Here is a 25,684-nt window from a genome sequence, read left to right as displayed (position 1 = left end):
GGACGAAAGGAGTAAGCGTCTCGTTAAATCCTTACAATTACGCCGCTTCCGCGGTCAGTCCCGGCAGCAGCGCGCGCAGATCGATGGCCAGGATCGGCTCGCCGTCGCGCTCGACGATCCCGCAGCCGGTCGCGCGCCACCCGCCGTCGAGCACGATGCCGGACGACAAGGGGGCGAGTTCGAACGGTGCGACGTCCTCCAGCGAATCGACCAGCACGGCATAATGCTGGCCATCGACCAGCGTGATCACCGCGCGCCCGGCGGACCCGCCCGATGCCGGTAGGCCCAGCGCCGCCCGCGTATCGATCACCGTCACCACCCGGCTGCGCAGCGCCGCCAGCCCAAGCACCTGGCGTGCGGCGCGCGGCACCGGCACGACGGCGCCGATATCGACCACCGATTCGACCTGCGTCGACGCGATCGCGACGGCGCGGTCGGCGATATAGGCGATCAGGAACAGGCTCGGCATCAGCGTGCCCCCCCGGCGCGTTCGGCCAAAGCGGCAAGCAGCCCCGGGCGGTCGTAGCGATAGATGCTGTGATCGTCGGCGCCGAGCGTCGGCCGATCGTGCCGCAGTCGCACCACCGCGGCGCCCCCCGCGGTGATCGGTGGCTCGGGATCCATGGTCAGGACCACGGCGGCGCTCTCACCGGCCTTCAGCGCGGTCGCCACGCGGTATCCCGCGCTTTCCAAGGCGGGTTTCAGGAACGTCGTCATCCACGCCGATTCGGATCCCTCGATCAGGCAAACCGGCGGTATTTCATCGCGCGCCGGGTCTGCATGGGTGGCGAACAGCCAATGCACGTCGAGCAATTCGATCTGCTCGCCATCGAGCGCGACGACCCCGGCGACCGGCCCGGGATCGCGCGCCGCGACCAGCCCGTCGGGCAGCGTGACGATATCCAGCGCCTCGGCGATGGCATAAGCGATCTCTGTCGTACCGTCGCGCAACCGCAGCACGGAAACGGCGCGTCGATCGCCGACCTCCGCCATCGCGGCAAGCGGCAGGATGCGGCCATCGATCGACAGGCGCAGCCGCCCGGCGGCGAAGCGGATATGGTCGGCCGGCACCGGTTCGATGCGGTCGATCACTGCCAGCGGCACCAGGCGCCGCACCCCGTCCAGATCGTCGAACAGCAAGGCCGACACGATTTCCGCCGGCGCCTCGACCTCCTCTTCGTCGGCAAGTTCGGCGCGGCTGAACTCGAGCCCGGCGACCGCCGCAATTCCCGCGCAGTCGAGCAGCAGCATCGGCAGGCCGCTATCGGGCAGCGTCTGCCCGGCATAGACGCCGGCCGCCATCACGGCGGGCGCGGCGGGCTTGATCACCAACTCCTCGTGATCGAGCACCGAATCGACCGCCAGCGCATAGCTGCCGCCGACCATGCTGACGATCACCAGCATCGCCGCGCCCTCGCCGCCGGACGGCAGGCCGAGAATGCCGCCCAGATCGATCAAGGGCATGCGCCGCTCGCGTACCGTCGCCGCGGGCGTATCGCCGAGCATGTCGATGCGGATCTGCTGCCCGCGCACCATCACGATCTCTTCGATCGCCTGGCGCGAGATGGCGAAGCGCTGCGCCCCCACGCCGACCCCGATCGTCGAGATGATCGACAGCGTCAGCGGCACATGGATCGCCAGCCGCACGCCCTTGCCCAGCGTGTTGTCGATCTCGATCCGGCCGCCGATCTGCTCGATATTGGCGCGCACGATATCCATCCCCACGCCGCGCCCGGAGATTGCGGTGACTTCATGGCGCGTGGTGACACCGGGCTGGAAGATCAGCTCCAGCTTGGCCTTGTCGCTCAACGCGCGCAGGTCGCGCTCCGATCGTCCGGACGCGGCCAACTTGTCGACCAGTCGTTCGACGTCGATGCCACGGCCGTCATCGGCAATGACGATGATGATCTGGTTGCCCGACTGCCGGGCCGACACGGTCAGTCGGCCATTTTCGCGCTTACCGGCTTTCAGCCGCTCGGCCGGCGTCTCGATGCCGTGATCGATCGCGTTGCGCACCATATGCGCCAGCGGATCGCGCATCATCTCGATCATCTCGCGATCGAGCTCGACATCCGATCCTTCGATCGTCAGCGCCACGGCCTTGCCCAGTTCGGCGGCGGTATCGCGGACCATGCGGGGCAGCGCCGAAAATAGTGCCTCGACCTTCTGCATCCGCGTCCGCGTCACGGTATCGCGCATCTCCGCGACGGTCAGCGACAGGCGCTCCAGCGCCGCCTCGACGGTCGGATCGGCATTGTCCTCGCGCAGCCGGCGGGCCAGTTCGTTGCGCGCCAGCACCATATCCGACATGCCGGACATCATGCGATCGAGCAGATCGACGTTGAGCCGCACGCTGCGCGCCGGCTGGCGCTGCGCTGGCGGCACGGTAACCGGGCCAGCCAGATCGGCGCCTTCCGCCAGCGCGGCGATCAGCAGGTCCTCACCACTATCGTCGAGTGACATGCCGGCGTCGATCGCCTCGACCAGCTCGCCGATCCGATCGACGATCGCCAGCACGGCACTGACCAGATGCGTATCCGGCGCACGGTGGCCATCGCGCACCGCGGCGAGCACGTCTTCGGCGGCGTGGCTGAGCCGCGCCAGCCGCGGCAGGTCGAGAAAGCCGCAGCTGCCCTTGACGGTGTGGACGAAGCGAAAGATCGCGTCGAGCCGCTGGCTGTCGGACGGATCGCTTTCCCACGCGACGATCTCGCCGGAAAGCGCTTCGAGCGTCTCCCGGGTCTCGGCGATAAATTCTTGCAGCAGATCGTCCATGGGGCCCCGCGAATAGGGCGCCGTCATGGCCGATCAGTGGTTAAGGCAAGGTTTACCCGGCCGTGAAGGCGGCGCCGAACAACAGTACCGGCGCGTCCGGCGCAGAGACTTGCACCGTGCCGCGCCCCTCGGCGACCAAGGCTTGCACCAGATAGGCTGCCGCCGCGCGCGGCGTGATCACCGCATCGCCCTGCGTGCCGGCCAGTGCGCTGCGCAATTCGGAATCGAGCACGATGCGTGGCCCGTCAGCACGCACGACGATCTCCACCGCCCCATCCACGCTCTCCGCGCCGACATCCAGCTGCCCGCCGCGGATCAACGCGTCGCCGGCGATCAAGGCGAGATTGAGCAAGACCTTGATCGCCGGCTTGGGCAATGTCGCATCTTCGACCATCCAGCCCAGCTTCACGCGGTGGTTGTCGCCGAACAACCCCTCGATCGCCGCGCGCGCCTCGCGCGCATCGACCATCTCGCCAAAACCACCCGCCGCACCGAAGGCAAGACGGAAGAACTTCAATTTGTTGGCCGAGGCGCGCGCGCTTTCGTTGAGCAGTTCGAGGCACCGTGCGCGCATTTCGGGATCATGCTCGTCGGCGAGCAGTTCGAGACCGTTGTTGAGTGCGCCGACGGGCGAGAGCAGATCATGGCACAGACGCGAACAGAGCAGGCTGGCAAAATCGACCGGGGAGATGGTCATGGGGAATTTCCGATAGGTGATATAAGTTAGCGCTCTTCTGGCGACGTGCGGACGTGGACGCAAGCAAAGGCGTGCCGCCCCACCGGCCGTATCGGCCCGATGAACGACGCAGCTACGGCCAAAACCAGCCCGTATGGGACAAACGACTCAGCAGCGCCGGTCGCGTCGGTTCCACTCAGGAACGAATCTGAGGCGGCGTTTGCCGTAATAGCTGAGATCCATCATCACCTGGAAGGGGGTGCCCTTGCGCGTATAAATGATCTGATCGCCGCGATCGGTCAGGCTGTTATAGCACGACGTCCAGCCCCGGCGTTCGAACGCCTCGGCAATTGCGTAGACCGCATATTGATCGCGATCGTGCCAGAAGGTCACCTGGTCGAAGCCGCCGCTGCCATCACCCCCGATCAGATCCACGGCCGCTTCAAACGGCCCATAGCCCATGACCATGACGTCGTGTCGGCGGCAGCGCATCCTGATGGCGTCCGATTTGAAGCAGTCGGTGAAGCCCCGGCGTGTCGCTGCCGCCAGCGATCCGCTGATCGGCAGGTCGCCCACCGCCAGCCCGGGCGGCGGCGGCGGCCGTTCGCATCCGGCGATCGCCAGCAGCGCGAGCAGTGGCCCGCCCCAGACCATGCCGGTCGCCCCCCAGATCTTCATATGCCCCTTCGCCTCTCCCCGGGAGCCCCAGTCATGGCATGATCCACTGCCGGTCGATAGCGGTCACGCTTCCCTGACGGCGAGCGCCACCGCCTCGAACGCGCCAGCCCGCACCGTCCGCCACGCCCGCGCCTGTTCCCTTGCCAGGATCAACCACACCGCGCCGTCTCCCATCGCGTTCGCCGCGTCGGTCGCCGAGGGTTCCGCGCGACCCGACGGGTGCGAATGATAATGCCCGATTACCGCCGGCCCACCACCCCGCGCCCGCCGGTGCGCCGCGAACAGCGCCGCCGGATCGATCTCGAACGTCCGCGCCGGCGCGGCCGCCACGTTGGCGCAGGCCTCGGCCGCATCGATCCGCCCGCCCGCACCGAACAGCAGCCCACATACCTCCACGCCAGGCGCCGCCCGCGCCTCGGCCAGCAATCGCGCCAGCACTGCGCTTGAAATCTCCAACCCCATGCCCACATCGCTAGAACATGTGCCGGGGGGTTTCCATCATCGAAGCAAGGATCGCGGACGCAGCCGATGGCTGGCGGCTGGATCGTGCGCTTGCCGACGCCGTGCCGACCCTATCGCGCGAACGGCTCAAGGTGCTGATCAATAGCGGCGCGGTGAGCGAGCCCAGCGGCGCACTGGCGCGGGACCCATCGCGTAAGGCAGCCGGCGGCGCGCTCTTCAACGTCGCCGTGCCGGCTCCCACGCCCGCCCATAACGTGCCGCAGGATATCGCGCTCAACGTGGTGTTCGAGGACGACCATCTGATCGTCATCGACAAGCAGGCCGGGCTCGTCGTCCATCCTGCCGCGGGCAATCTCGACGGCACGCTGGTCAATGCGCTGCTGCACCATTGCGGCGGCAGCCTGTCGGGCATTGGCGGGGTCGCGCGGCCGGGCATCGTGCACCGCATTGACAAGGATACGTCGGGGCTGATGCTCGCCGCCAAGACCGATCGCGCGCATGAAGGCCTCGCCCGCCAGTTCCACGATCACAGTATCGAGCGGCGCTACAAGGCGATCGTCTCGGGCAAGCCGGCGCCACCCGCGGGCAAGGTCGATGCCCCGCTCGCCCGCTCGCCGCAAAACCGCAAGAAGGTCGCGATCGTCGAAGGCGGCAAGCGCGCGGTGACCCATTTCACCACGCTCAAGACGCTGAAAAACGCCGCCTTAGTCGAATGCCGGCTGGAAACCGGGCGCACGCATCAGGTCCGCGTGCACATGGCCTCGATCGGCCATGCCTTGCTGGGCGATCCCGTTTACGGTAGAACAAAACAAGCTCACCGGGAGCTTTTGGAAACGCTGAATTTCCACCGCCAGGCGTTGCACGCCGCGCGTTTGGGGTTCATTCATCCGGTGAAAAATACCGTTCTGGCGTTCGACAGCGAAATGCCTGCCGATATGCAGGAACTGTTCAACTTTCTTAACGTATAGCTATCAGGCTTCGCTGCGATGCGGCGAAACCTATTTGAAAGGGAGATCACCACATGGCCAAAAGCAACCTGCCGGCCACGGTCCCCGCTCTTGGCGGTGAGGCCAGCCTCAACCGCTATCTGTCGGAAATCAAAAAATTCCCCATCCTCGCGCCGGAGCAGGAATATATGCTCGCCAAGCGCTTCGAGGAACATGGCGACACCGATGCCGCAGCGCAGCTGGTAACCTCGCATCTGCGCCTCGTGGCGAAGATCGCGATGGGCTATCGCGGCTATGGCCTGCCCACCTCGGAGCTCATTTCCGAAGGCAATATCGGCCTGATGCAGGGCGTGAAGAAGTTCGAGGCCGATCGCGGCTTCCGCTTGGCCACCTATGCGATGTGGTGGATCCGCGCCTCGATCCAGGAATATATCCTGCGCTCGTGGAGCCTGGTGAAGATGGGCACCACCGCCGCGCAGAAGAAATTGTTCTTCAACCTGCGCCGCATGAAATCCAAGCTCGATGCGTTCGAGGACGGTGATCTGACGCCGGAGCATCTGACCAAGATCGCCACCGATCTCGGCGTCACCGAGGCCGAAGTGACCAGCATGAACCGGCGCATGGCGATGGGCGGGGATACCTCGCTCAACGTGCCGATGCGCGAGGATGGCGACGGCCAGTGGCAGGATTGGCTGCAGGACGATGCGCCACTGCAGGACACCGTCGTGGCGGAAGCGCAGGAAGCCGATGTGCGCCACGAGATGCTGACTTCGGCGATGGAAGATCTCAACGAGCGCGAGCAGCATATCCTGACCGAGCGGCGCCTGACCGACGATCCCAAGACGCTCGAAGAGCTCAGCCAGGTGTACGGCGTCAGCCGCGAACGCGTTCGCCAGATCGAAGTGCGCGCGTTCGAGAAATTGCAAAAGGCGATGATGCGTCTCGCCGGTGATCGCCGGCTGCTCGTCGCGGTGTGATCCCGCACCGCCGCCGTCGTTCGGGACGGCGGCGGCGCTCTTGCTTGCAGCGCAGCATAAGCTCTTCCCCCACCGCGTCTAATGCGGCACTCCTGCCGTCATGAGCGATCGCCCCACCCCTTACGCACCGGCGCGTGCGGACCATGACTTCGCACCAGCCAGACCGCGCCGCCCGTTGTCGCGCCGCTTGCTCGGCTGGATCTTCAAGGCGCTGCTATGGTTCGTCATCGCCTCGGTCTTGTGGGTGCTGGCTTATCGCTTCGTGCCCCCGCCCTTCACGCTGACCATGGCCGGCGATCTGCTTGGCGGGCATAGCGTAACCAAGAAATGGGTGCCGCTCTCGGCCATCGACCCCAACATGCCGCGCGCCGCCATCGCCGGTGAGGACGGCCGCTTCTGCACCCATCACGGCTTCGATTTCACTGCCATGGCCAGTGCCGCCTATCGCAATGCGCAGGGCGGGCGCATCCGCGGCGGCTCGACGATCAGCCAGCAGACTGCGAAGAACGTCTTCCTGTTCCAGGGCGGCGGCTATGTGCGCAAGGCGCTGGAAGCCTATTTCACCGTGCTGATCGAGATCTTGTGGGGCAAGCGCCGCATCATGGAAGTGTATCTCAACGTCGCCGAAACCGGCATCGGCACCTACGGCGTGGAGGCCGGCGCGATCCGCTATTTCCGCCACGGCGCCGCGCGCCTGTCGCCATCCGAAGCCGGCCGCATCGCCGCGATCCTGCCGCTGCCCAAGAAGCGCGCCGCCAAGGCCCCGCGCGGCTTTACCCGGCGCCACGGCAATGCGCTCGCCCGCCGCGTCGGCGTGGTGCGCAACGACCGGTTGGACGGGTGCTTGCGCTAGACCGGCGATAGCGTTCCCCGGCGAAGGCCGGGGCCCAGTAGCGGCACGGAAGTTCAGGCGCGTCGCGCTTCGTTACATCCACCTCCGCGACTGGGCCCCGGCCTTCGCCGGGGAACGCAGCTCTTCCCTATCTCAAAACGGCAGCTTGAAGCCCGGTGGCAACGGCATGCCGCTGGTCATCTTGCCCATCTCCGCATTCGACGCGGTATCCGCCCGCGCCCGCGCATCGTTGAACGCTGCGACGATCAGGTCCTCCAGCATCTGCTTATCGGCCGGCACGATCAACGAATCGTCGATCGCGATGCCGATGATGCGCCCCTTGGCCGAGGCCCTGACCTTGACCAGTCCGCCGCCGGCCACGCCCTCGACCTCGATCACGTCGAGATTGGCCTGGGCCTTTTCCAGCTCGGCCTGCACGTTCTGCGCCATGGCCATGATGTCTTCGATGCTCTTCATGCGATCTTCCTCTTCAAATCCTGGGCTGCGCGGCGATTAGCCGGTCGAGCTCTTCCTCCGGCAGCACTGCCTCGGGAAACGCCTCGAACGCCGCTTTGACCACCGGGCTGGCAAGAATATCCGCGCGCAGCCCCTCGCGCGCCTCGCCGCGGCGCTCCTTGATCGTCGGCGCGCCGGGTGCATCCTCGGTGGTCACTTTCCACGCCCGGCCGGTGCAATTCTTCAACTCGGCCGTCAGGTCGCGCACCAGATCGGCCGGCAAGGGCCGCGCCGCGCTCAGCACCAATTCGGGCGGCGCGATGCGGATCACGCTGGCGCTGCGCTCCAATTTCACCGCCAGGCCGAATTCGCCGGTCTGCTCGATCGCCGCGATGATCTCCTCGATCGTGCCGGGCAAAGCGGGTTCGGCCGATGCCGTGGGCGCCGACGATGCGGGGACCGACGGCGCGGCGGCCGGTGCCGCGATCTGCACTGGTCCGCCCGCTGCCAGTTGCCGCGCGAGCTCGCCGGGATCGGGCAGTTGCGAAGCGTGGACGACACGCAGCAGCGCCATCTCGCATGCCTCGATCGGCAGCGCCGCACGCGCCACCTCGTCATGCCCCTTGAGCAACAATTGCCACAAGCGGTGCAACGCGGCGAACGACAGCGCCGAGGCCCAATTCTCCTGCGCCTCGCGCTCCTCATTGGCCTGCCCCGCCTCGGGCGGCGTGCCGAGCTTGACCAAGGTCACCCCGTGCACCGTCTCGAGCAAGGCGCGCAGCACCGCCTGCGGATCGACGCCAAGATCATATTGCCGCCGTAGCGCGCCCAGCGCGCCGAGCCCGTCACCCACCAGCAGCAGCCCAAGGAGATCGCGTACCGCGCCGCGATCGGACAGGCCGAGCATGTCGCGCACCGCGCTCGCCTTGACGCCGCCGCCCTCGATCCCGGCATGCGCGATCGCCTGGTCGAGGATCGACAGCCCGTCGCGCGCAGAGCCTTCCGCCGCCCGAGCGATCAGCCCGAGCGCTTCCGGCTCCGCCTCGACGCCTTCGGCTTCCGCCACGCGCGTGAAATGCGCCGCCAGCATCTCGGCAGAAATCCGCCGCAGATCGAAGCGCTGGCAGCGCGACAGCACCGTCACCGGCACCTTGTTGACTTCGGTCGTCGCGAACAGGAATTTCACATGTGCCGGCGGCTCCTCCAGTGTCTTCAGCAGCGCGTTGAACGCGTTCTTCGACAGCATGTGGACTTCGTCGATGATGTAGATCTTGAACCGCGCCGACACCGCCGCATAGCGCGACGCATCGATGATCTCGCGTACGTCGTCAACGCCGGTATGGCTGGCGGCATCCATCTCGATCACATCGATATGCCGCCCCTCGGCAATCGCGCGGCAAGGCTCGCACACGCCGCAAGGGTCGATCGTCGGGCCACCCTCGCCGTCCGGGCCGATACAGTTCAACGCCTTGGCGATCAGGCGGGCGGTGGACGTTTTGCCCACCCCGCGCACGCCGGTCAGCAGGAAAGCATGCGCCAGCCGGCCGCGCTTGATCGCATTGCCCAGCGTGGTGACCATCGCATCCTGGCCGATCAGCTCGGCAAAAGTCTGCGGCCGATATTTCCGCGCCAGCACGCGGTACGCCTCCGGCTTGGCCGGCTGTGCGGGCTCGCCCAGATCGAAGCTGGGGAGATCGAAGCTGGGGAGATCGTGGGAGTCGGACATTGCCGACTATCTAGGGGGCGAATGCGCCGGATGGTAGGAAAAGGTTTCGCTAGCCCAACCGCCCGACCGTCATCCCGGACTTAGTCCGAGATCCAACGTGCCACGCGCGATGCCGCTTGGGGCTGAAACAACCGAACCAACGGAGGAACAAGCGCGCCGTGGCCGAGCCACGTCATCGGACGAGGCTGCCAGCCCCGCCGGCCGCGCTCACCGCAGCTTTGCTGCGGTTCGCGGTGGAAGCCGGAACGACCCGTGGCGAAATCGTTGTGGCTGCTTCCTTCCGGATCTGACCAGGTTGGCGACGACCACGTCCGCCCGACTTCCGAGAGCGCCTCTACGGAAATCGGGCGGGGGGATCAATCCCCGCTGTTAGCGGCGATAGCGCACCGAACGGCAGGTGCGGATCTTGCGCCCGTTGCGCCAGCGGTTGTTGCACACGCGGCGCGTGCCCCAGCGGTTGCGGCCATTGTTATAGCCACGGTTGTTACGATAACCGCGGTTGCGATAGCCGCGACGGTCGTCACGACGCACCACGGTGCGCTCGCGCACCACTACGGCCTGCGTCGCGACAGCGGCGCCGGCAACGGCCAGCGTGGCGGCGGACGGGGCCGCAGCCGCGCTCGCCGTTGCCGGGGCGAGGCTCAGGGCGCCGAGCAGGCCGGCGGCGATCAATCCCAGGAATTTCATGTTCATCTCCTTTGCGCGCCGTATTCGGCACGGAAGCGAAACGGCCGCTATCGTTTACTGTTCCGCACGTCGTCCGGCATTTTTACCGTCAGGACGTCGAGCCGATCGTCGAGCCGAATCTGGCAGGCGAGCCGGCTGGTGCGGGTCGCGCCGGTGGCGAAGTCGAGCATATCCTCTTCGTCGGCGCTGGCCGGCGCCAGGCGCGCAAAGTCCTCGGGCGCGACGATCACGTGGCAGGTGGAGCACGCCATCTGCCCCTCGCACGTGCCCTCCAGCGGCTGGCCGTCAGCCTGGGCGAGATCGAGCAAGCGATCGCCGGGCGCGCCCTGCACCTCGCGGACCGCGCCGTCGGTGGCGATGAAACGGATCAGGGTCATCGGCAAACCAAAACCAAAGGCTGTTCCCCGGCGCAGGCCGGGGCCCAGTCGCGACACCGTCGGAAACCGGCGTTGCGCGTCGTTACATCGACCTTTCCGACTGGGCCCCGGCCTTCGCCGGGGAAGCGGCTGCAGGAAATAGGCGCGAGCCTCACCGCGCCACCCGCTGCGCATCCGCCGCAGCCACGATACGCCCGATCGCCCCAACCAGATCCGCTTCGGTCGTGTAGCGCCCAAACCCCAGCCGGATACTGGAACGCGCCTCCCCCTCGCTCAGTCCAATCGCGCGCAACACGTGACTGGAGCGCCCCGACCCGCTGGCGCAGGCCGAGCCGGCGGAGAAGGCGATATCGCGCAGCTCGGACATCAGCCGCGCGACGTCCAGCCCATCGCGCCGGATGTTGATGTTGCCGAGGTAGCGCTGCGACGCGGAGCCGTTGAGCTGCCATTCTCCCCTCCCTGAAAGGGAGGGGTCGGGGGTGGGTCGGTATGGGGCAGGCGCAGCGCCCCCCCGAGAGCAACCCACCCCCAGCCCCTCCCTTTCAGGGAGGGGAGTGGTTGCGCCAAGCCGCGCGGCTGCCACCTGCCACAACGCCGCGACCTGCGCCGCATCCGCCTCCCCCCGCTCGACCATCAACCGCGCCGCCACGCCGAACCCCACGCACAACGCAGGCGACAGTGTCCCCGAACGCCCCCCGACTTCCTGCCCCCCGCCGTGCAACAGCGGTTCGAGTTCGATCCCGTCGCGAATCCACAATGCCCCGATGCCTTTCGGCCCGTAAATCTTGTGCCCAGACGCCGCCACCAAGTCGCAAGCCTGAGGGATCGCAACCCGCCCTACCCCCTGCACGGCATCGCACAGCAGCACTGCTCCAACGGCATGCGCCATCTCAGCCAAGGCAGCGACCGGCTGGACCACGCCGATCTCGTTATTGACCAGCATCACCGCCACCAGCGCCGTCCCCGGCACGATCGCCGCCCGCGCCACCGCCAGATCGACCAACCCGTCGGCGCCCACCGGCAGCACGACGACGTCCCGCCCGCCACGCGCCAGCGCCTCGACCGTATCCAGCACCGCCGCATGTTCGCTCGCCAACGTCACGATCCGCCCCGGCCCGGCCCCCTTGATCGCCCAATTGAGTGCCTCGGTCGCACCGCCGGTAAAGGCGATCCGCCCACCCGGCGGCAGCAACGCCGCTACCTGCTCGCGCGCGAATTCCACCGCCGCCTTGGCCTTGCGCCCGGCAGCATGCGGCGAATGCGGGTTGGCGAAATTGTCGCGCAGCCAGGGCAGCATCGCCTCGAACGCCTCCGGCGCCAGCGGCGTGGTCGCCTGGTAATCGAGATAGATCATGCCACGAAGCGCTGCTTCGATCGCGCCACCGATCGCCAAGCGGCAATGAACGCGCGCACATCATCCTCGCTCGTCGAGCGCCCGAAGCTCGCTCGCACCACTTCGCGCTTGGCCGTATCGGACAAGCCGATTGCGCCCAGCACGTGGCTCGGCTTCATGCTGCCCGAGGCGCACGCGCTGCCCGCCGACACCGCGAACCCGGCGGCGTCGAAGTCGATCAGCTGCACGAAGCTCGCCACGCCCGGCATGCGATACGCGCCGATTGCGGCATGCCGCGGCGCACCGGCCGCGATGATCTCCCCGCCCGAGCGCGTGATCGCATCGTCGAGCAGCGCGCGCAGCACGGCGTGATCCGGCTCCGGCTCGGCCAGCGCCGCGGCATAGCCCAGCACGCCGGGCAAATTCTCCGTCCCCGGCCGATAGCCGCGTTCCTGCCCCCCGGTCGGCGACAGCGCGGCGAGATCGCGCACCAGCAGTGCCCCCACGCCGGGCGGCCCGCCACGCTTGTGCGCCGATAGCGCGACGAAATCGGCATGCGCCGCCACCTCTGCATCCGCGCCGACCGGCATCTGCGCCGCGTCGACCAGCAGCAGCGACCCCGCCGCATGCACCGCCTCGGCGATCGCCGCGATCGGCTGGCGCACCCCGGTTTCGCTATTGGCCCATTGCACCGTCAGCAGCGCACGGTCGCCGGCCAGCGCCTCGGCCAGCGCATTGATCGACACGATCCCGTCCCGCCCGACCGGCAGCACCACCGTCTCTGGCCCGGCCCAGCGCATCACCGCATCATGCTCCACCGCGGTGATGATGCGCCGCGGCGCGGTGGCGCGCTGCATGGCGATAGCGAGCGATTCGCTCGCCCCGCTGGTGAACAATGTCTCGCCCGGCCAGCCATAAGCCGCCGCCACGGCCCGCCGCGCTTGCTCCAGCGCCGCCTTGGCCGCGCGCCCCTCGGCATGCGGCGACGACGGATTGGCCCAATGCGCCATGCCCGCGCGCACCGCCGCCTCAGCCGAGGCCAGCATCGGCGTGGTCGCGGCATGATCGAGATACACTCTGGTGGTGGCAGAAGCGGTCAGGAGTCGTTCCAATTGCGAAAGTAAGTCGGTTTCTTATATAGCGCGCACATTCCAGTGCTCCACCCGAGCACCCAGATTAGTCAGCAGGTCCCATGCCAGAAGTCATTTTCCCCGGCCCCGAAGGCCGTCTCGAAGGTCGTTTTTCCCCGGGACCCCGCCCGCGCGCGCCGGTCGCGATGATCCTCCACCCGCACCCGACCGCGGGCGGCACGATGAACAACAAGATCGTGCAGGAACTCTACAAGACCTTCCAGCGCCGCGGCTTCGCCACCTTGCGCTTCAATTTCCGCGGCGTCGGCAAGAGCCAGGGCACGTTCGACAACGGCATCGGCGAACTCAGCGACGCCGCCTCGGCGCTCGATTGGGTGCAAAGCTTCCACCCCGAAGCCTCGACCACCTGGATCGCCGGGTTCAGCTTCGGCGCGTGGATCGGCATGCAACTGTTGATGCGCCGCCCGGAAATCCGCGGCTTCATCTCGGTCGCCCCGCCGGCCAACATGTACGACTTCACCTTCCTCGCGCCCTGCCCGGCCAGCGGCATCATCATCCAGGGCGAGAATGACGAAGTCTCCCCGCCGCTGGCCACGCAGAAGCTGGTCGACAAATTGCGCACGCAGAAGCACATCACCATCCACCACGACACGATCCCGAAGGCCAACCACTTCTTCGAGCATGAAATGCCCGAGCTGATGGGCAGCGTGGACAAATATCTCGACATGCGGCTCGACCCCAACTCGCCGATCCGCTGAGTATTTCCCTCTCCCTTTGGGAGAGGGAGGGAGCGCGCAGCGCGGAAGGGTGAGGGTGGGTGCCCGTCACCCTCATCCGGCGCTCCGCGCCACCTTCTCCCAAAGGGAAAAGGACTAGAGCGTCCAGATCAGCACATTGGCGAGCAGCACCGCCGCCATCACCAACATCAGCAGCGCCCGCTTCCGTTCGCGCCCCTTGATCAGCAGATAGCTCCCGCCCGCCACGCAGGCGAACACCCCCAGCATGGCAATGGCAGGCGCGGCAGCGCCGATTCCGGTAAGCGTCTCGCTATTCATCGCTCGCACGCCCTGGCGTCGAGTGTCAGCGCCGTACCCTGCACCGTCGCCCGCACGGTATCACCGACGCGACACCGCAAAACGCCTGCCGCGATGGGCTTCTGGCCGGTAACTCCCTCCTTACTTCTCGCCGTGATAACGACTTCCCCAGAGCCGAACTTGGGATTTGCATGCGGGGCTAGCGCAACCACTACCGCAGACGTTTCCCGCCTCGGCTGCTCGGCACAGCCTGTCGTTATTGCTAGCCCGACCAATAGGATCCCTCGAAAAAGGCTCATTGGGCCTACTGCCATATTAGAAGATTTGCGCACTTACCCCTCCCCCGCCAGCACCCGGCCGTACGCCGCGCGATCGACGTTACCGCCCGACAGTAGCACCAGCATTCCGGCATGCATCTCGACCCGGCCCGCCAAGAGTGCCGCCAGCGCCACCGCGCCGCCCGGCTCGACCACCAGCCGCAGTTTCTCCGCCGCCCAGCGCTGGGCCATGCGGACCTCGACTTCGCTGACCGCCACGCCGGTCGCCCCGCGCCGCGAGAGCACGTCGAAGGTCAGCGGCGACACCCGCATCGTCTGCAACGCGTCGCAGGCGGTCGCCGGTGGGTTCGGCCCCACTTCCTCGATCCAGCCCGCCTCGAGCGAGCGGCGCATGTCGTCCCAGCCCTCCGGCTCGACCACGGTGATCACTGCCTCCGGCAGCGCCAGCGCAAGGCCCGCCGCGAGTCCCCCGCCGCCGCAGGGCACCACCGCCTGGACCACCGGCCCCAGCCCCAAAGCCTCCATCTGCGCCGCCGCCTCGATCCCGGCGCTGCCCTGCCCTTCGATCACCCACGGATCGTCGAAGCTCGGCAGCAGCACCGCGCCGCGCGCTTCGGCCAGCCGCGCGGCGATCGCTTCGCGACTCTCGCTGGCGCGGTCATAGCTGACGATCTCCGCCCCCAGCGCCAACGTGCCCTCGCGCTTCGATGCCGGCGCTTCAGCCGGCATGACGATCACCGCCGGCATGCCGAGCCGCTTGGCCGCCCAGGCCACGCCCTGAGCATGATTCCCCGAGGAAAACGCCACCACGCCGCGGGCGCGCAACTGCGGATCGATCGCGGTCAGCCGATGCCACGCCCCGCGCAGCTTGAACGCGCCCATCGACTGTAGGCACTCGCACTTGAAAGAGGCGGCTAAGCCATGGATTTCTGCAGATAATAATGGCGAGGGCGGCACCACTGCGGCAATCTTGGCAGCGGCATCACGCACCCCGGCGCGGGTCGGTTGTCGCACAAATGTCACTATTCACCTCCGGGGGGTCATTACCGCTTTACTTCGCCAGAGCACGACCCTATTTCGCCCTTCCGCTGCCCCATGGGACTTCCAACCGCAAGGCAGTGTTTCGTGAACTTGTCTACGGACATTGGAGGTCCCTTGATTTGCACAAGCATCATAACACGCTGGGGTTAGCGACTGCCCATTCGACCGAATTTCGCTCGGTCGTCGAGATCGCCAACGCCAAGCCGGTCCAGCCGGTGACCCTGATCCGCCCGCACGCCGCGGCGCGCGCCGCCCGTTTCTTCGTCGAGAAGTTTCCGGGTCGGTCGCTCTATGCGGTAAAGGCCAATCCCTCGCCCGATCTGATCCAGACGCTCTGGGACAGCGGCATCACGCATTACGACGTCGCCTCGATTGCCGAGGTGCGCCTCGTCGCGCGGCTGCTGCCGCAAGCGACGCTCTGCTTCATGCACCCGGTGAAAGCCGCGGAGGCGATCGAAGAGGCGTATTTCACGCATGGCTGCCGCACGTTCAGCCTCGATTCGCTGGAGGAACTGGAGAAGATCCAGATCGCCACGCGCTATGCCGAGGATCTGACGCTGTGCGTCCGCCTGCGCGTGTCGTCCGAACATTCCATGCTCAGCCTCGCCTCGAAGTTCGGTGCGGCGCCGCATGAGACGAAGGAATTGTTGTTTGCGGCGCGTCAGGCCGCGGATGCGCTCGGCATCTGCTTCCATGTCGGATCGCAGGCGATGACTCCGGAAGCCTATGCCAGTGCGCTGGAACGCGTCCGTGCGGCGATCGTCGAGGCGGCGGTGACCGTCGACGTGATCGACGTCGGCGGCGGCTTTCCCTCGTCCTATCCGGGCATGGAGCCGCCACCACTCGAGCGCTATTTCGAGACGATCCACCGTGCGTTCGAATCGCTGCCGGTCAGCTATTCGTCCGAATTGTGGGCCGAACCCGGCCGCGCCTTGTGCGCTGAATACAGCTCGATCATCGTCCGCGTCGAACGGCGCCGCGGTGACGAACTGTACATCAACGACGGTGCTTACGGCGCGTTGTTCGATGCCGCCCATATCGGCTGGCGCTTCCCGGTGCAGCTGCTCCGCGAACCCGACAGCCGCGCGCGCGATATGGCGTTCAGCTTCTACGGGCCGACCTGCGACGACATGGATCACATGGTCGGGCCGTTCATGCTGCCCGCCGATACGCAGGCCGGCGATTATATCGAGATCGGCATGCTCGGCGCCTATGGCGCCGCCATGCGCACCGCGTTCAACGGTTTCGGCTCGGACGAGACGGTGGTGATGCAGGACGAGCCGATGGTCTCGCTGTACCTCGACGCCGATGACGAGGTCGCCTCGAACGTCGTCACGCTGTAATACGCCTACACTATCGCGCCTTCTTTCTCCCCTCCCGCCTGCGGGAGGGGCTGGGGGAGGGCCTGTAACTGATTGGGGACGCCGGCGGACACGCCCTCCCCTAACCCCTCCCGCAAGCGGGAGGGGAATTTGGAGATTAAGATGACCGAAGCCCTCAACACCAATCGCAAGGCCGAACTCCTCTCGACCAAGGTCGAGCATATCGACATCACCAGCTTCGACGCGCGCCCGATCGTCGATGCGATGAAGAAGATGAGCTTCACCAGCCGTGATCTCGGCCGCGCGACCGACATCTACAATCAGATGCTCGCCGATCCCGATTGCTCCATCTTCCTGGTCATCGCCGGCTCCACGTCGGCCGGCGGCTGCATGGATCTGTATGCCGAGCTGCTGCGCAACAACATGATCGATGGCATCGTCGCCACCGGCGCGACCATCGTCGACATGGATTTCTTCGAAGGCCTCGGCCACAAACATTATCAGGCGCTCGAAGTGCCGCACGACGATGTGCTGCGCTCGCTGCTGATCGACCGGATCTACGACACCTATATCGACGAGGAAGAGCTCCAGCACGTCGATCACACGATTTTCGAAATCGCCGAATCGCTCGAGCCGCGGCCCTATTCGAGCCGCGAGTTCATCCGCGAGATGGGCAAGTATCTTGTCGAGCACGGCAAGAAGGAAAACAGCCTGGTCAAGCTCGCTTATGAGCATGACGTGCCGATCTTCTGCCCGGCGTTCGTCGACAGCTCGGCCGGCTTCGGGCTGGTCAAGCATCAAGTCGATTCGGCCAAGGCCGGCAAGCCCTATATGGTGCTCGATGCGATCGCCGATTTCCGCGAGCTCACCGAAATCAAGATCAAGGCCGGCGTCACCGGCCTGTTGATGATCGGCGGCGGCGTGCCGAAGAACTTCATCCAGGACACCGTCGTCTGCGCCGAAATCCTCGGGCATGACGATGTGCAGGTGCACAAATATGCCGTGCAGATCACCGTTGCCGACGTGCGCGACGGCGCCTGCTCGTCCTCGACGCTGCAAGAGGCGGCAAGCTGGGGCAAGGTCAACACCGCGATTGAGCAGATGGTGTTCGCCGAAGCCGGCAGCGTCATGCCCTTGCTGGCCTCGGACGCCTATCATCGCGGCCTGTGGAAGGATCGCGTCAAGCGTCGCTGGGGCGCCAGCTTCGACTGATCATGCCGTGGCGGCGACCTCGACGAAGGTCGCCGCCCGCTGATGCAGCCGCGCGGCCGAGCCGGCCAGCGTATGCGACATGGCCTGCAGCACATCGGCGTCGCCGCCGATCGCCGCCGCTCCGTCGCTGATCTGGCGAATGCGCGTGCCCATCTCGGCGCCCGCTTCGACGGACTGACTGACGCTCGTCGCGATGATCCGCGTCGCCTCATGCTGCTGGTCGAGCGCGGTATCGATCGACAGCGAGATATCCGCGATCGCCTCGATCGCCTGTTCGATCCCGCGATGTCCGTCCACCACCTGGTTGAGCACATCGTGCACCTGGGCGACATGCCCGGCGATATCGCGCGCCGCGACGCTGGTCTGCGTCGCCAGCACCTTCACTTCATTGGCAACCACGGCGAAACCCCGCCCCGCTTCGCCGGCGCGTGCTGCCTCGATCCCGGCATTGAGCGCCAGCAAATTTGTCTGCGCGGCGATGCTCTGGATCAACGCCAACATCGTGTCGATCGCCCGTGCCGTATTGGTCAGCGCCGCGACGCGCGCGCCGGCCACCCCTACTGCGCCCTGCGCCTCGGCACGGATGCGTTGCGCCTCGCTGGATTCGGCAACGATCCGGTCGAGCGACGTCGCCAGCCCCTGCCCGCCGCGCGCGATATCCTCCAGCGCATCGGCAGTCTGCCCCTGCGCCACCGCGACGGATGCCGCTTCCTCGCTGGTATCTTCGGCTCGGCCGGACAATTGCCGCGCGACCTGCTGCACCTTGGCCGCAACACCGCTCAGTTCGTCGGACAAAGCGGCAATGTCGGCGGTGAAGGTGCGGCTGGCGACATCCAGCCGCTCGGCTCGCGCTACCCGCTCGCGCGCCAGTCCGATATCGCGCTCCGCGGCTAGCCGCACATAATCGCGGTGGTCGATGATCTCGTGGAACACGCCGTCGCGCGTCAGGATCAGCCCGTCATCGCCGCCCGATGCGGCATAGAGTTCCAGCAGCTGCGCGATCGGCAGCGCCTTGTCCGCGCCGGGGCACGATCGCACCAGCGTTTGCAGCGATCCGCCGATGCTGGGATTTTGCATGAGCGCATGGCCGTAAGGATTGAACAGGATGCCGCGCACGTCGAGCTCGCGAATGATCCCGACGGGCCGCCCGTCTGCTGCCACCACCGGCAGCGAACGCATATCGGGATGTCGGCGGAAAACGTCGATCACGGTCGACAGCGGCGCACCATGCGGCACCGTCGTGTAGCGGCCGCTGCCGGTGCCGAGCGGCTTGGGAGGATCGGTATTCAGCGCGGCAGGATCGAATATCATGCGCTGCGTCTATTCGTTGCAAGGTAAACGAGCGGTTAGGGTTTGGTGACGGGACGATGACACCGGACAATAAACGGCCCATCAGTTGCACCATAGCACCGGTTATCGCACTCTGACCGCGTCAACCGGGAGGCAGTTGCATGCATAGCGAGATATTGAAGCCCGTCGTCGTCCTGATCGCCTGGACGCTGGCGATGCTGGTCTGGATGATGGCCACGGGCCTGCCGGCGATGAAGGCAGCGGGGATCGATCTCGGCAAGTTGGTCGGATCCAAGCCCGCCGATGCCGAACGCCTGCCGCGCGAGGTGCAGTGGAAGGCGCATAATTACATGCATCTGCTGGAACAGCCGACCTTGTTCTACGCGGTGTGCGGTGTGATCGCGCTGACCGGTACCGGCAACGGCGTGAACGCCTGGATCGCCTGGGCCTATGTCGCACTGCGCATCGCGCACAGTATCTGGCAGGCCACCGTCAACAAAGTGTCCCTGCGCTTCGTGTTGTTCCTGGGCTCGTCGCTGGCGCTCGTCGCGCTAACGCTGCACGCCGCAATGGCGGTGTTTTGAGCGCATATATCGTCACGCTGATGTTCCCCTGCGAAAGCAGGGGCCCAGGGTTACAAGCGGCGCGCCCGGTACTCTGGGCTCCTGCTTCCGCAGGAGCACGGTAGCTACAAAGAGCGAAAGCTACCCAAACAACCGCTGCATCGATCGCTCGAGCATCACCAACTGCCACAACGTCCGCCCATGCTCCGCCTGCCCAGCGCGGTGGTCGGCGGCGATCGTGGTGATGGCGGCGGGATCGAACCAATTGGCCAGCACGCGCGATTTGGCCAGTGCCGCTGCCTCGCCCGCCAGCGGCCCGCGAAACCACGCGCTGATCGGCGTCACGAAACCCATTTTCGGCCGATACAGGATGTCGTTCGGCAGATAGCGTTCCATCGCCTTCTTCATCAGCCATTTGCCCTGCCCGCCCCGCAATCGCATCGACACCGGCAGGCGGGCGGCGAACTCGACGAAGCGATAATCGAGCAATGGCTCGCGCGCTTCCAGGCTCACCGCCATGCTGGTACGATCGGTCTTGGTCAGGATGTCCCCGGGCAGCCAATGCTGGAAATCGGCATATTGCGCGCGATCGATCGCGTCGCGCGCCGGCGCATCGCGCATCGCCGCGACATAGCGGTCCTCGGCGCGGTAACTGGTCAGCGCCCGCTTGGCGGCGTCCGAGAACAGCATCGCGCGCAACGCGGGCGTGGTCACCCCGACCGATCGGGCATAGCCCTCCGCGCCATCCTCGGCGAGCGCCAGCAACGTCGTCTTGGCGCGCAAGGGGCGCGGCGCCCAATCCGCCTTGGGATAATAGTGCCCGAGCGTGCCGAACACGCGCGAGCGCAGCGATGCCGGCAGCAGCGCGCGCACCCGCTCCTCGGCATGCTGGAAGCGATAGCGGCGATAGCCCGCCAGCGCCTCGTCCGCGCCATCGCCCGACAGCGCCACGGTGACATCCTCGCGGGCCAGCTCGCACACCCGGTACGTGGCCAGCGCGGAGGCGTCGGCAAACGGTTCGTCGAACGAGGCGACCAAGGTGTCGATCAGCGCAAAATCGTCCGCCCCCACCACGCGCTCACGGTGATCGGTGGCGAAGCGCGCGGCGATCTGGTTGGCATAGCCGCGCTCGTCCAGCGCCGCCGCGTCGAACCCGATCGTGCAGGTCTTGACCGCCTTGGACGACGCCTCGGCCATCAACGCCACGACTGCCGAACTATCGACGCCGCCGGAGAGGAACGCGCCCAGCGGCACATCCGCGACCATGCGCAGCCGCACCGCATCGCGCATCAGCGCGACAATCTCCTCCTCCAGCGCCTTGGCCGATCCGGTCGCGCGGTTGGAGAAATCGACCTGCCACCAACGCGACGGGGCCGGCACCGGCTTGCCGCGCTCGATCAGCAGATAATGCCCGGCGGCCAGCTTCTTTACGCCGGCGACGATGCACGTATCGTCCGGCACATAGCCATACGCCATATAATCGTCGATCGCGCGGATCTCGGGTTCGCGCCGGAGCGACGGATGCGCCAGCAAGCCCTTCAGTTCCGACGCGAACGCCACTGCCCCATCGGACAATTCGGCATAATGGAGCGGCTTCACCCCCAGCCGGTCGCGCGCGATGAACAGGCATTGTCGCCGGCTGTCGTGCAGCGCGAAGGCGAACATGCCGTTGAGCCGCGCCAGCATCGCCGGCCCCCACGCCTCCCAGCCGTGCAGCAACACCTCGGTATCGCCCGCAGTGACGAACACCGCGCCCTTGGCCTGCAATTCGGAACGCAGCGCGGCGAAATTGTAGATCTCGCCATTGAACGTGACGGTCAGCGCGCCGTCGCCGCTCGCCATCGGCTGCGGCGATCCCGCGACGTCGATGATCGACAACCGGCGATGGCCCAGCCCCACGCCCGGCGCGGTCCACACGCCCGACCCGTCCGGCCCGCGATGCGCCTGCGCATCGGCCATCGCGCGGATCCGCGCCGGATCGACCGGCTTGGGCGTGGCAGGGTAATAGAGACCGGCAATGCCGCACATCGATTGCTCTTCCGATCCTTGTCGTCGCCCCCAGTACAGTTGGGCCAGTATAGTCCGGCCAGTACAGGCCGGGCCGACCAACGGCTAGTCGTTCATCCCCGCCGCCCGGTCCGCCACCCGCTCGACCGGCCCCAATGCGGCCAGGAAGCGCGCCAGCACCGCGCGCGTCTCCACGCCGGGCTGCACCTCGGCCGAGACATGCACCGCCACCGCGCGCTGCGGCCCGCCCAACAGCTTGGCCTTCATGGTCTCGATCTTCACCACCGTCGCGTCATGCGTCAGCACATTGCCGATCCGGTACCAGCTCACCACCAGCCGCTCGACCGGCCCCGGCGCAGTGATGCGCATCGCCGCGCCGCCGTTCAGGTCGGGCACATCGTCGATCCGCACCCAGATATCGTCCTGCCGTAGCACGCCATTGCCGAACGAGACCAATTCCTTGCCCTCGCGCTGGCTGCCATAAACGGCCAGCGCGAGCTCTACGGCGTTGCCGCGCCCGTCGCTATAACGCCCGATCAGATAATGATCCGCGCCGGGATAATTGGGCGACCAGGCGCCCCGCCCGCTCAGCGCGCCACGCTGCCAGCCGGGCACGGTCGGCAGCGTGACCGACGGCGGCAGCACCTGCGCCCGCCCGGCCACCGCGCCGCCCCAGGCCGGGAACAGCGCCGCCACGGTCAGCACCAGCGCGCCCGCCACCAGCAGGTCGATGCGCCGCCGCGGCACGGCCTGCAACCGCGCCGGATCGAACACCGCATCGTCCGGCGCGCGATCGAACCAGTGCCAGCCCAGCGCGATCACCGCCGCCATCACCAGCCCGAAAAACACCCAGCCATAGACGATATGGTCCATCCCCGTGGCGCGCTCGACCGAGGTCAGATGCGCGGCATAGATCGTCCCGAACGCGCGCAAGCCATTGGCGATCACCGGCACGATCACCGCGACCGCCATGAACACCGCGCGCCGCCGCCAGGAGACGAAGCAGACGTTGGCCACCAGTGCGCCATAGGCGATCATGGCAATGACGAACTTCGCCCCCGAGCATGCTTCGGCCACTTCGAAATAGCCGTTGGGGATGGTGATCAGCACGCCGTCGACCTTCGCCGGCACGCCGAACAGGTGCAGCAGCGGCATGATCATCTCGACCGTCAGCGTCTGCAACGGCGCTTCCATGCCCTCGCCGAACGGCACCATGAACACGGCATAACAGAGCGGAAACAGCAGCCCACGCGCCACGTTCGGCCCGAGCATCGTGACCACCGCGCCCTGCAGCATCATCACCAGCCCCAGGTGCCGCGCCAGTGCCACGCTGGCGGCATCGCCGAGCAGCCAGCCGAACCCGCCGGCAAACACCAGAATCAGCCCGGGCCACCACGCCACCGGGGTCAGCGCGGCCAACTGCGTGCGCCGCTGCCACACCAGCCAGACGAGCACCGGCGCGATGAACAGGCAATGCCCGAACGTCGTATTGGTCCACCAGATATGCGTGAGATCGCCGACGTCGCCGCGGAACAGCCACAGCAGCACCAGCGCCACGCCCGCCAGCACCAGCAGATGCCGGCGCCACACCGCATCCGTCCCGGCGGCGCGGAAACCTGTGTTGGGCAGCGCGATCGTCATGCCGCCGACTGCCGCGCGGGCCCTGCGCCGATGCCCAGGATCGCGTCGAGCGGCGCCAGCCGTGCCGCCCAGCTGTAGCGCTGTTGCACCTGCGCCCGCGCCGCCGCGCCCAAGGTTACCGCCGCCGTCGGGTCGGCCAGCACCAGGCCGATCTGCGCGGCGATCTCGGCCGCCGTCGCCCCGACGCGGATCGTGTCGCGGTGATCGATGCCCTGCGCGGCGGCAGTCGAGGCCACCACCGGCCGGGCCATCGCCATCGCTTCGAGCACCTTGTTCTGCACGCCGCGCGCCAGCTTCAGCGGCGCGACGACGACCGCCGCTGCCGCCAGCCAGCCCCGCACATCCGCCACCTCGCCGGTAACGATCACCCCCGGCCGCTTGGCCAGCGCCTTCACCGCCTCGGTCGGCGCCCGGCCGACGATGGCAAACGTCGCCTGCGGATGATCGGCCCGCACCAGCGGCAGGATCGTCTCGACGAACCAACTGACGCCCTCGATATTGGGGCGATAGTCCATCTGGCCGGTAAACACGATCAGCGGCCCGGCCTGTTCCACATGGGCAAAATCGGCCAGCGGATCGTAGAAGTCGGTATCGATGCCATTCTCTACCGCGAACACGCGCTCGGCGCCGGTCTTCGTGCGAAACAGCGCCGCTTCCTCCGCGCTGACGAACAGGCTCGCGCTGGCGCGCTCGGCAACCTGCCGTTCATAGGCCGCGAGCAGCCGCGCCTCGCGCCGCATCATCCACGCCAGCGGCCCGCGCGCTGTGCCGTAGGAGGCGAACTTGGCCGAATCCATGTCGACGAAATCCATGATCACGCGCTGCTGCGGCTGCGCCGGCAGATATTGCGCCATCTGGCTGGAAAAGACGTAGATCGTGTCGATCGCATGCTTGGCCAGCGCGGCGTCCACCGCTGCCTGCAATGGCTGGTTCTCGAACGCGGTCAGCGACACCGGCCGGCGCCACACCAGCGCCTGCAGTGCGGCGATCGCCTGGGATTTGGCGCGCCAGATGATCGAGCGATGCTCGGTATAATCGGCCAGCCCGCTGTCGCCCGCCATGTCGCGCGCATCGTCGGCAAAGGCGATGAGATGGACGTGGCGCCGCTGGGCAAGGAATTTCAGGATATGGAAACCGCGGATCTTGTCGCCGCGATCGGGCGGATAGGGCACGCGGTGCGCCAGGAACAGGATATCGCCCATCATCCCAGGCCTTTGGCGATGTGCGGCCCGATCCGATTGGCCAGCCATAAAGGCAGCTTTTTCCACAGCGCGATCTTCGCTTGGTAGCGCGGGCTGAGCGGATTGATATCGCGCAGCGCCTCCGGCGATGCGGCGCGCTTGGCATAGGGCAAGGGGATCCCCGTAAACCCCCAATTCTTCTTGAACGCCGCCGGCCCGGTGCCGGTCTTGGAACGGCCGAAATCGAACGTGGTGCAGCCCCTGCCCCGCGCATGCGCCATCAGCGCGAAATACATCCGGTCGTTGGCGCGAAGCCCCCGCGCCGCGGCGGTGCCACCGCCCCAATACGGATAGACCGTGCCATTGAAGTACAGGCTGAGCACACTGGCCACCGCCGTGCCGCCCGCGCGGACTGTCAAGATATCGGCCGCATCGCCAAATTCGGCGAGGACCTCGCGAAACAATCGTGCCGGGAAGACGGGCGTGCCGAGATTGTGCACGGATTCGGCATAGACCGCATAATGCGCTTGGCGATCCGCGGCACTGCTGCCGACCGATACGGCAAGATCGCTATCCAGGCTTTTGCGCACCTCGGCGCGCTGTTTGCGGGGGATGGCCAGCAGTTCCGCTTCGTCGCTTGCCGCCAGCGGCCGCACGAAGCCCAGATAGGTGTGCTCGTCGCGGTGCCACTCCGGCCCGTCGGCGGGGCCGCCGCGCAGCTCGAGCGTCGGGCATTTCAAGTCCTGCGCCAATGCCCAGGCTGCCTCGCCCAACGCGCGTACCGCCGCCGGATCCGCCGCCAGGATCCCGCCATCGACGGCAAAGCCGTTCGACACCAGTGCCCGCCCGAACAGCCGCGACGAAATCTCCGTCAGCGGCACCATCCCGGCAAGTGATCCATCCGCGCACTCGGCCACCAGAATATGGCTCTTATGCCCGCACGCCCGTGCCACGGCCACGCTCCAGGCAGGCAGGTGGAACGGCGTCGCGCCGGGCTGCGCCCGCACCCAAGCATCGATCCGCGCGCGCTCGTCGGGATCGGTTAGGTCAACCGACCGCAACGCCAACGGTGCCGAACGCACCGGCAACGAGGGCATG

General features: G+C 67.0%; 25 protein-coding genes and 1 other RNA gene. 7 read left to right on the top strand and 19 right to left on the bottom strand.

The genetic code is table 11. The annotated features are described in order from the left end of the window. Positions 1 to 37 precede the first annotated feature (37 nt). The 5 genes from U1739_RS00660 to U1739_RS00640 all read right to left on the bottom strand — a co-directional run bounded on the left by U1739_RS00660 (position 38) and on the right by U1739_RS00640 (position 4,591). The gene (locus U1739_RS00660) at positions 38 to 469 is read right to left on the bottom strand and encodes a chemotaxis protein CheW (RefSeq protein WP_332702970.1); all 432 of its coding nucleotides are present in this window, start codon (positions 467 to 469) and stop codon (positions 38 to 40) included. Beyond that, positions 469 to 2,775, bottom strand: coding sequence for a chemotaxis protein CheA (locus tag U1739_RS00655; protein ID WP_332702968.1), 2,307 nt, complete (start codon positions 2,773 to 2,775; stop codon positions 469 to 471). The genes U1739_RS00660 and U1739_RS00655 overlap by 1 nt, the downstream gene beginning before the upstream one ends. A 52-nt stretch (positions 2,776 to 2,827) precedes the next feature. Then, on the bottom strand, positions 2,828 to 3,472 hold the full coding sequence (locus U1739_RS00650) for a histidine phosphotransferase family protein (RefSeq protein WP_332702966.1): 645 nt from the start codon (positions 3,470 to 3,472) through the stop codon (positions 2,828 to 2,830). A gap of 147 nt (positions 3,473 to 3,619) precedes the next feature. Beyond that, a complete protein-coding gene (locus tag U1739_RS00645) occupies positions 3,620 to 4,105 on the bottom strand; it encodes a hypothetical protein (RefSeq protein ID WP_332702964.1) in 486 nt (161 codons plus the stop codon). A gap of 87 nt (positions 4,106 to 4,192) precedes the next feature. Then, on the bottom strand, positions 4,193 to 4,591 hold the full coding sequence (locus tag U1739_RS00640) for a M67 family metallopeptidase (protein ID WP_332702962.1): 399 nt from the start codon (positions 4,589 to 4,591) through the stop codon (positions 4,193 to 4,195). A gap of 17 nt (positions 4,592 to 4,608) precedes the next feature. Here U1739_RS00640 and U1739_RS00635 point away from each other — a divergent pair, with 17 nt between their 5' ends. The 3 genes from U1739_RS00635 to mtgA all read left to right on the top strand — a co-directional run bounded on the left by U1739_RS00635 (position 4,609) and on the right by mtgA (position 7,368). Continuing rightward, positions 4,609 to 5,559: an RluA family pseudouridine synthase gene (locus U1739_RS00635; RefSeq protein WP_332702960.1), complete on the top strand. Its 951-nt coding sequence runs from the start codon at positions 4,609 to 4,611 to the stop codon at positions 5,557 to 5,559. 53 nt (positions 5,560 to 5,612) lie between these two features. After that, positions 5,613 to 6,515 (top strand): RNA polymerase sigma factor RpoH, encoded by a 903-nt coding sequence (gene rpoH, locus U1739_RS00630; protein ID WP_332702958.1) that lies wholly within the window; start codon positions 5,613 to 5,615, stop codon positions 6,513 to 6,515. Positions 6,516 to 6,615: 100 nt separating this feature from the next. Then, entirely contained in the window at positions 6,616 to 7,368 is a 753-nt protein-coding gene (gene mtgA / locus U1739_RS00625) for a monofunctional biosynthetic peptidoglycan transglycosylase (protein WP_332702956.1), read from the top strand. A 132-nt stretch (positions 7,369 to 7,500) separates the two neighbouring features. On the opposite strand, the gene U1739_RS00620 is transcribed toward mtgA, so the two are convergent. From U1739_RS00620 to U1739_RS00590, 7 genes are all read right to left on the bottom strand, one after another. Further along, entirely contained in the window at positions 7,501 to 7,824 is a 324-nt protein-coding gene (locus U1739_RS00620; protein ID WP_332702954.1) for a YbaB/EbfC family nucleoid-associated protein, read from the bottom strand. Positions 7,825 to 7,837: 13 nt separating this feature from the next. Continuing rightward, positions 7,838 to 9,529 carry a DNA polymerase III subunit gamma/tau gene (locus U1739_RS00615; RefSeq protein WP_332702952.1) on the bottom strand — a complete coding sequence of 564 codons (1,692 nt, stop codon included), beginning with the start codon at positions 9,527 to 9,529 and terminating at the stop codon, positions 7,838 to 7,840. A gap of 230 nt (positions 9,530 to 9,759) precedes the next feature. Beyond that, positions 9,760 to 9,855, bottom strand: an RNA gene (gene ffs, locus U1739_RS00610) — signal recognition particle sRNA small type. 43 nt (positions 9,856 to 9,898) lie between these two features. Then, positions 9,899 to 10,216, bottom strand: coding sequence for a hypothetical protein (locus tag U1739_RS00605; RefSeq protein WP_332702950.1), 318 nt, complete (start codon positions 10,214 to 10,216; stop codon positions 9,899 to 9,901). Positions 10,217 to 10,263: 47 nt separating this feature from the next. Further along, a complete protein-coding gene (locus U1739_RS00600; protein ID WP_332702948.1) occupies positions 10,264 to 10,593 on the bottom strand; it encodes a 2Fe-2S iron-sulfur cluster-binding protein in 330 nt (109 codons plus the stop codon). Positions 10,594 to 10,744: 151 nt separating this feature from the next. After that, positions 10,745 to 11,947, bottom strand: a complete 1,203-nt coding sequence (locus U1739_RS00595; protein ID WP_332702946.1) for a cysteine desulfurase family protein — start codon at positions 11,945 to 11,947, stop codon at positions 10,745 to 10,747. Continuing rightward, complete coding sequence (locus U1739_RS00590) at positions 11,944 to 12,972, bottom strand: cysteine desulfurase family protein (protein ID WP_443025494.1); 1,029 nt, start codon at positions 12,970 to 12,972, stop codon at positions 11,944 to 11,946. The genes U1739_RS00595 and U1739_RS00590 overlap by 4 nt, the downstream gene beginning before the upstream one ends. 146 nt (positions 12,973 to 13,118) lie before the next feature. Between U1739_RS00590 and U1739_RS00585 the strand changes: the two genes are divergently transcribed. Continuing rightward, positions 13,119 to 13,775, top strand: a complete 657-nt coding sequence (locus tag U1739_RS00585; protein ID WP_261294859.1) for an alpha/beta hydrolase — start codon at positions 13,119 to 13,121, stop codon at positions 13,773 to 13,775. A gap of 114 nt (positions 13,776 to 13,889) precedes the next feature. Here the strand turns inward: U1739_RS00585 and U1739_RS00580 are convergent, their stop codons facing one another. Further along, positions 13,890 to 14,072: a hypothetical protein gene (locus U1739_RS00580; RefSeq protein WP_332702942.1), complete on the bottom strand. Its 183-nt coding sequence runs from the start codon at positions 14,070 to 14,072 to the stop codon at positions 13,890 to 13,892. A 311-nt stretch (positions 14,073 to 14,383) separates the two neighbouring features. After that, on the bottom strand, positions 14,384 to 15,352 hold the full coding sequence (locus tag U1739_RS00575; protein ID WP_332702940.1) for a threonine ammonia-lyase: 969 nt from the start codon (positions 15,350 to 15,352) through the stop codon (positions 14,384 to 14,386). Between the two features lie 137 nt (positions 15,353 to 15,489). Between U1739_RS00575 and U1739_RS00570 the strand changes: the two genes are divergently transcribed. Both U1739_RS00570 and U1739_RS00565 read left to right on the top strand, forming a co-directional pair. Beyond that, entirely contained in the window at positions 15,490 to 16,713 is a 1,224-nt protein-coding gene (locus U1739_RS00570) for a type III PLP-dependent enzyme (protein WP_332702938.1), read from the top strand. A gap of 141 nt (positions 16,714 to 16,854) precedes the next feature. Continuing rightward, entirely contained in the window at positions 16,855 to 17,904 is a 1,050-nt protein-coding gene (locus U1739_RS00565; protein WP_332702936.1) for a 1,9-bis(guanidino)-5-aza-nonane synthase, read from the top strand. On the opposite strand, the gene U1739_RS00560 is transcribed toward U1739_RS00565, so the two are convergent. Then, positions 17,905 to 19,215, bottom strand: coding sequence for a methyl-accepting chemotaxis protein (locus U1739_RS00560; RefSeq protein ID WP_332702934.1), 1,311 nt, complete (start codon positions 19,213 to 19,215; stop codon positions 17,905 to 17,907). Between the two features lie 140 nt (positions 19,216 to 19,355). Between U1739_RS00560 and U1739_RS00555 the strand changes: the two genes are divergently transcribed. Then, a complete protein-coding gene (locus tag U1739_RS00555) occupies positions 19,356 to 19,778 on the top strand; it encodes an MAPEG family protein (protein WP_332702932.1) in 423 nt (140 codons plus the stop codon). 120 nt (positions 19,779 to 19,898) lie between these two features. Here U1739_RS00555 and U1739_RS00550 read toward each other — a convergent pair whose 3' ends face one another. The 4 genes from U1739_RS00550 to U1739_RS00535 all read right to left on the bottom strand — a co-directional run bounded on the left by U1739_RS00550 (position 19,899) and on the right by U1739_RS00535 (position 25,683). Further along, on the bottom strand, positions 19,899 to 21,785 hold the full coding sequence (locus tag U1739_RS00550; protein ID WP_332702930.1) for an XrtA/PEP-CTERM system amidotransferase: 1,887 nt from the start codon (positions 21,783 to 21,785) through the stop codon (positions 19,899 to 19,901). 84 nt (positions 21,786 to 21,869) lie between these two features. Further along, positions 21,870 to 23,405, bottom strand: coding sequence for an exosortase A (xrtA, locus tag U1739_RS00545; protein ID WP_332702928.1), 1,536 nt, complete (start codon positions 23,403 to 23,405; stop codon positions 21,870 to 21,872). Further along, positions 23,402 to 24,607, bottom strand: coding sequence for a TIGR03087 family PEP-CTERM/XrtA system glycosyltransferase (locus tag U1739_RS00540; protein ID WP_332702926.1), 1,206 nt, complete (start codon positions 24,605 to 24,607; stop codon positions 23,402 to 23,404). Before U1739_RS00540 ends, xrtA begins: the two co-directional genes overlap by 4 nt. Then, positions 24,607 to 25,683, bottom strand: coding sequence for a FemAB family XrtA/PEP-CTERM system-associated protein (locus U1739_RS00535; RefSeq protein WP_332704804.1), 1,077 nt, complete (start codon positions 25,681 to 25,683; stop codon positions 24,607 to 24,609). Before U1739_RS00535 ends, U1739_RS00540 begins: the two co-directional genes overlap by 1 nt. Between the last annotated feature and the right edge of the window lies 1 nt (position 25,684).

It is taken from the genome of Parasphingomonas puruogangriensis (assembly GCF_036663635.1).
Classification (GTDB): Bacteria; Pseudomonadota; Alphaproteobacteria; order Sphingomonadales; family Sphingomonadaceae; genus Sphingomonas.
Note: the sequence above shows the minus strand (reverse complement) of the source record. Positions and strands in the feature narration are given on the sequence as shown.

Bases quoted from the DNA above. Each gene is read 5' to 3' on its own strand.
- U1739_RS00660 (WP_332702970.1), bottom strand. From the start codon at position 469: ATGCCGAGCCTGTTCCTGATCGCCTATATCGCCGACCGCGCCGTCGCG.
- U1739_RS00655 (WP_332702968.1), bottom strand. From the start codon at position 2,775: ATGGACGATCTGCTGCAAGAATTTATCGCCGAGACCCGGGAGACGCTC.
- U1739_RS00650 (WP_332702966.1), bottom strand. From the start codon at position 3,472: ATGACCATCTCCCCGGTCGATTTTGCCAGCCTGCTCTGTTCGCGTCTG.
- U1739_RS00645 (WP_332702964.1), bottom strand. From the start codon at position 4,105: ATGGTCTGGGGCGGGCCACTGCTCGCGCTGCTGGCGATCGCCGGATGC.
- U1739_RS00640 (WP_332702962.1), bottom strand. From the start codon at position 4,591: ATGGGGTTGGAGATTTCAAGCGCAGTGCTGGCGCGATTGCTGGCCGAG.
- U1739_RS00635 (WP_332702960.1), top strand. From the start codon at position 4,609: ATGTGCCGGGGGGTTTCCATCATCGAAGCAAGGATCGCGGACGCAGCC.
- rpoH (WP_332702958.1), top strand. From the start codon at position 5,613: ATGGCCAAAAGCAACCTGCCGGCCACGGTCCCCGCTCTTGGCGGTGAG.
- mtgA (WP_332702956.1), top strand. From the start codon at position 6,616: ATGAGCGATCGCCCCACCCCTTACGCACCGGCGCGTGCGGACCATGAC.
- U1739_RS00620 (WP_332702954.1), bottom strand. From the start codon at position 7,824: ATGAAGAGCATCGAAGACATCATGGCCATGGCGCAGAACGTGCAGGCC.
- U1739_RS00615 (WP_332702952.1), bottom strand. From the start codon at position 9,529: ATGTCCGACTCCCACGATCTCCCCAGCTTCGATCTCCCCAGCTTCGAT.
- U1739_RS00605 (WP_332702950.1), bottom strand. From the start codon at position 10,216: ATGAAATTCCTGGGATTGATCGCCGCCGGCCTGCTCGGCGCCCTGAGC.
- U1739_RS00600 (WP_332702948.1), bottom strand. From the start codon at position 10,593: ATGACCCTGATCCGTTTCATCGCCACCGACGGCGCGGTCCGCGAGGTG.
- U1739_RS00595 (WP_332702946.1), bottom strand. From the start codon at position 11,947: ATGATCTATCTCGATTACCAGGCGACCACGCCGCTGGCGCCGGAGGCG.
- U1739_RS00590 (WP_443025494.1), bottom strand. From the start codon at position 12,972: ATGCTGGCCTCGGCTGAGGCGGCGGTGCGCGCGGGCATGGCGCATTGG.
- U1739_RS00585 (WP_261294859.1), top strand. From the start codon at position 13,119: ATGCCAGAAGTCATTTTCCCCGGCCCCGAAGGCCGTCTCGAAGGTCGT.
- U1739_RS00580 (WP_332702942.1), bottom strand. From the start codon at position 14,072: ATGAATAGCGAGACGCTTACCGGAATCGGCGCTGCCGCGCCTGCCATT.
- U1739_RS00565 (WP_332702936.1), top strand. From the start codon at position 16,855: ATGACCGAAGCCCTCAACACCAATCGCAAGGCCGAACTCCTCTCGACC.
- U1739_RS00560 (WP_332702934.1), bottom strand. From the start codon at position 19,215: ATGATATTCGATCCTGCCGCGCTGAATACCGATCCTCCCAAGCCGCTC.
- U1739_RS00555 (WP_332702932.1), top strand. From the start codon at position 19,356: ATGCATAGCGAGATATTGAAGCCCGTCGTCGTCCTGATCGCCTGGACG.
- U1739_RS00550 (WP_332702930.1), bottom strand. From the start codon at position 21,785: ATGTGCGGCATTGCCGGTCTCTATTACCCTGCCACGCCCAAGCCGGTC.
- xrtA (WP_332702928.1), bottom strand. From the start codon at position 23,405: ATGACGATCGCGCTGCCCAACACAGGTTTCCGCGCCGCCGGGACGGAT.
- U1739_RS00540 (WP_332702926.1), bottom strand. From the start codon at position 24,607: ATGGGCGATATCCTGTTCCTGGCGCACCGCGTGCCCTATCCGCCCGAT.
- U1739_RS00535 (WP_332704804.1), bottom strand. From the start codon at position 25,683: ATGCCCTCGTTGCCGGTGCGTTCGGCACCGTTGGCGTTGCGGTCGGTT.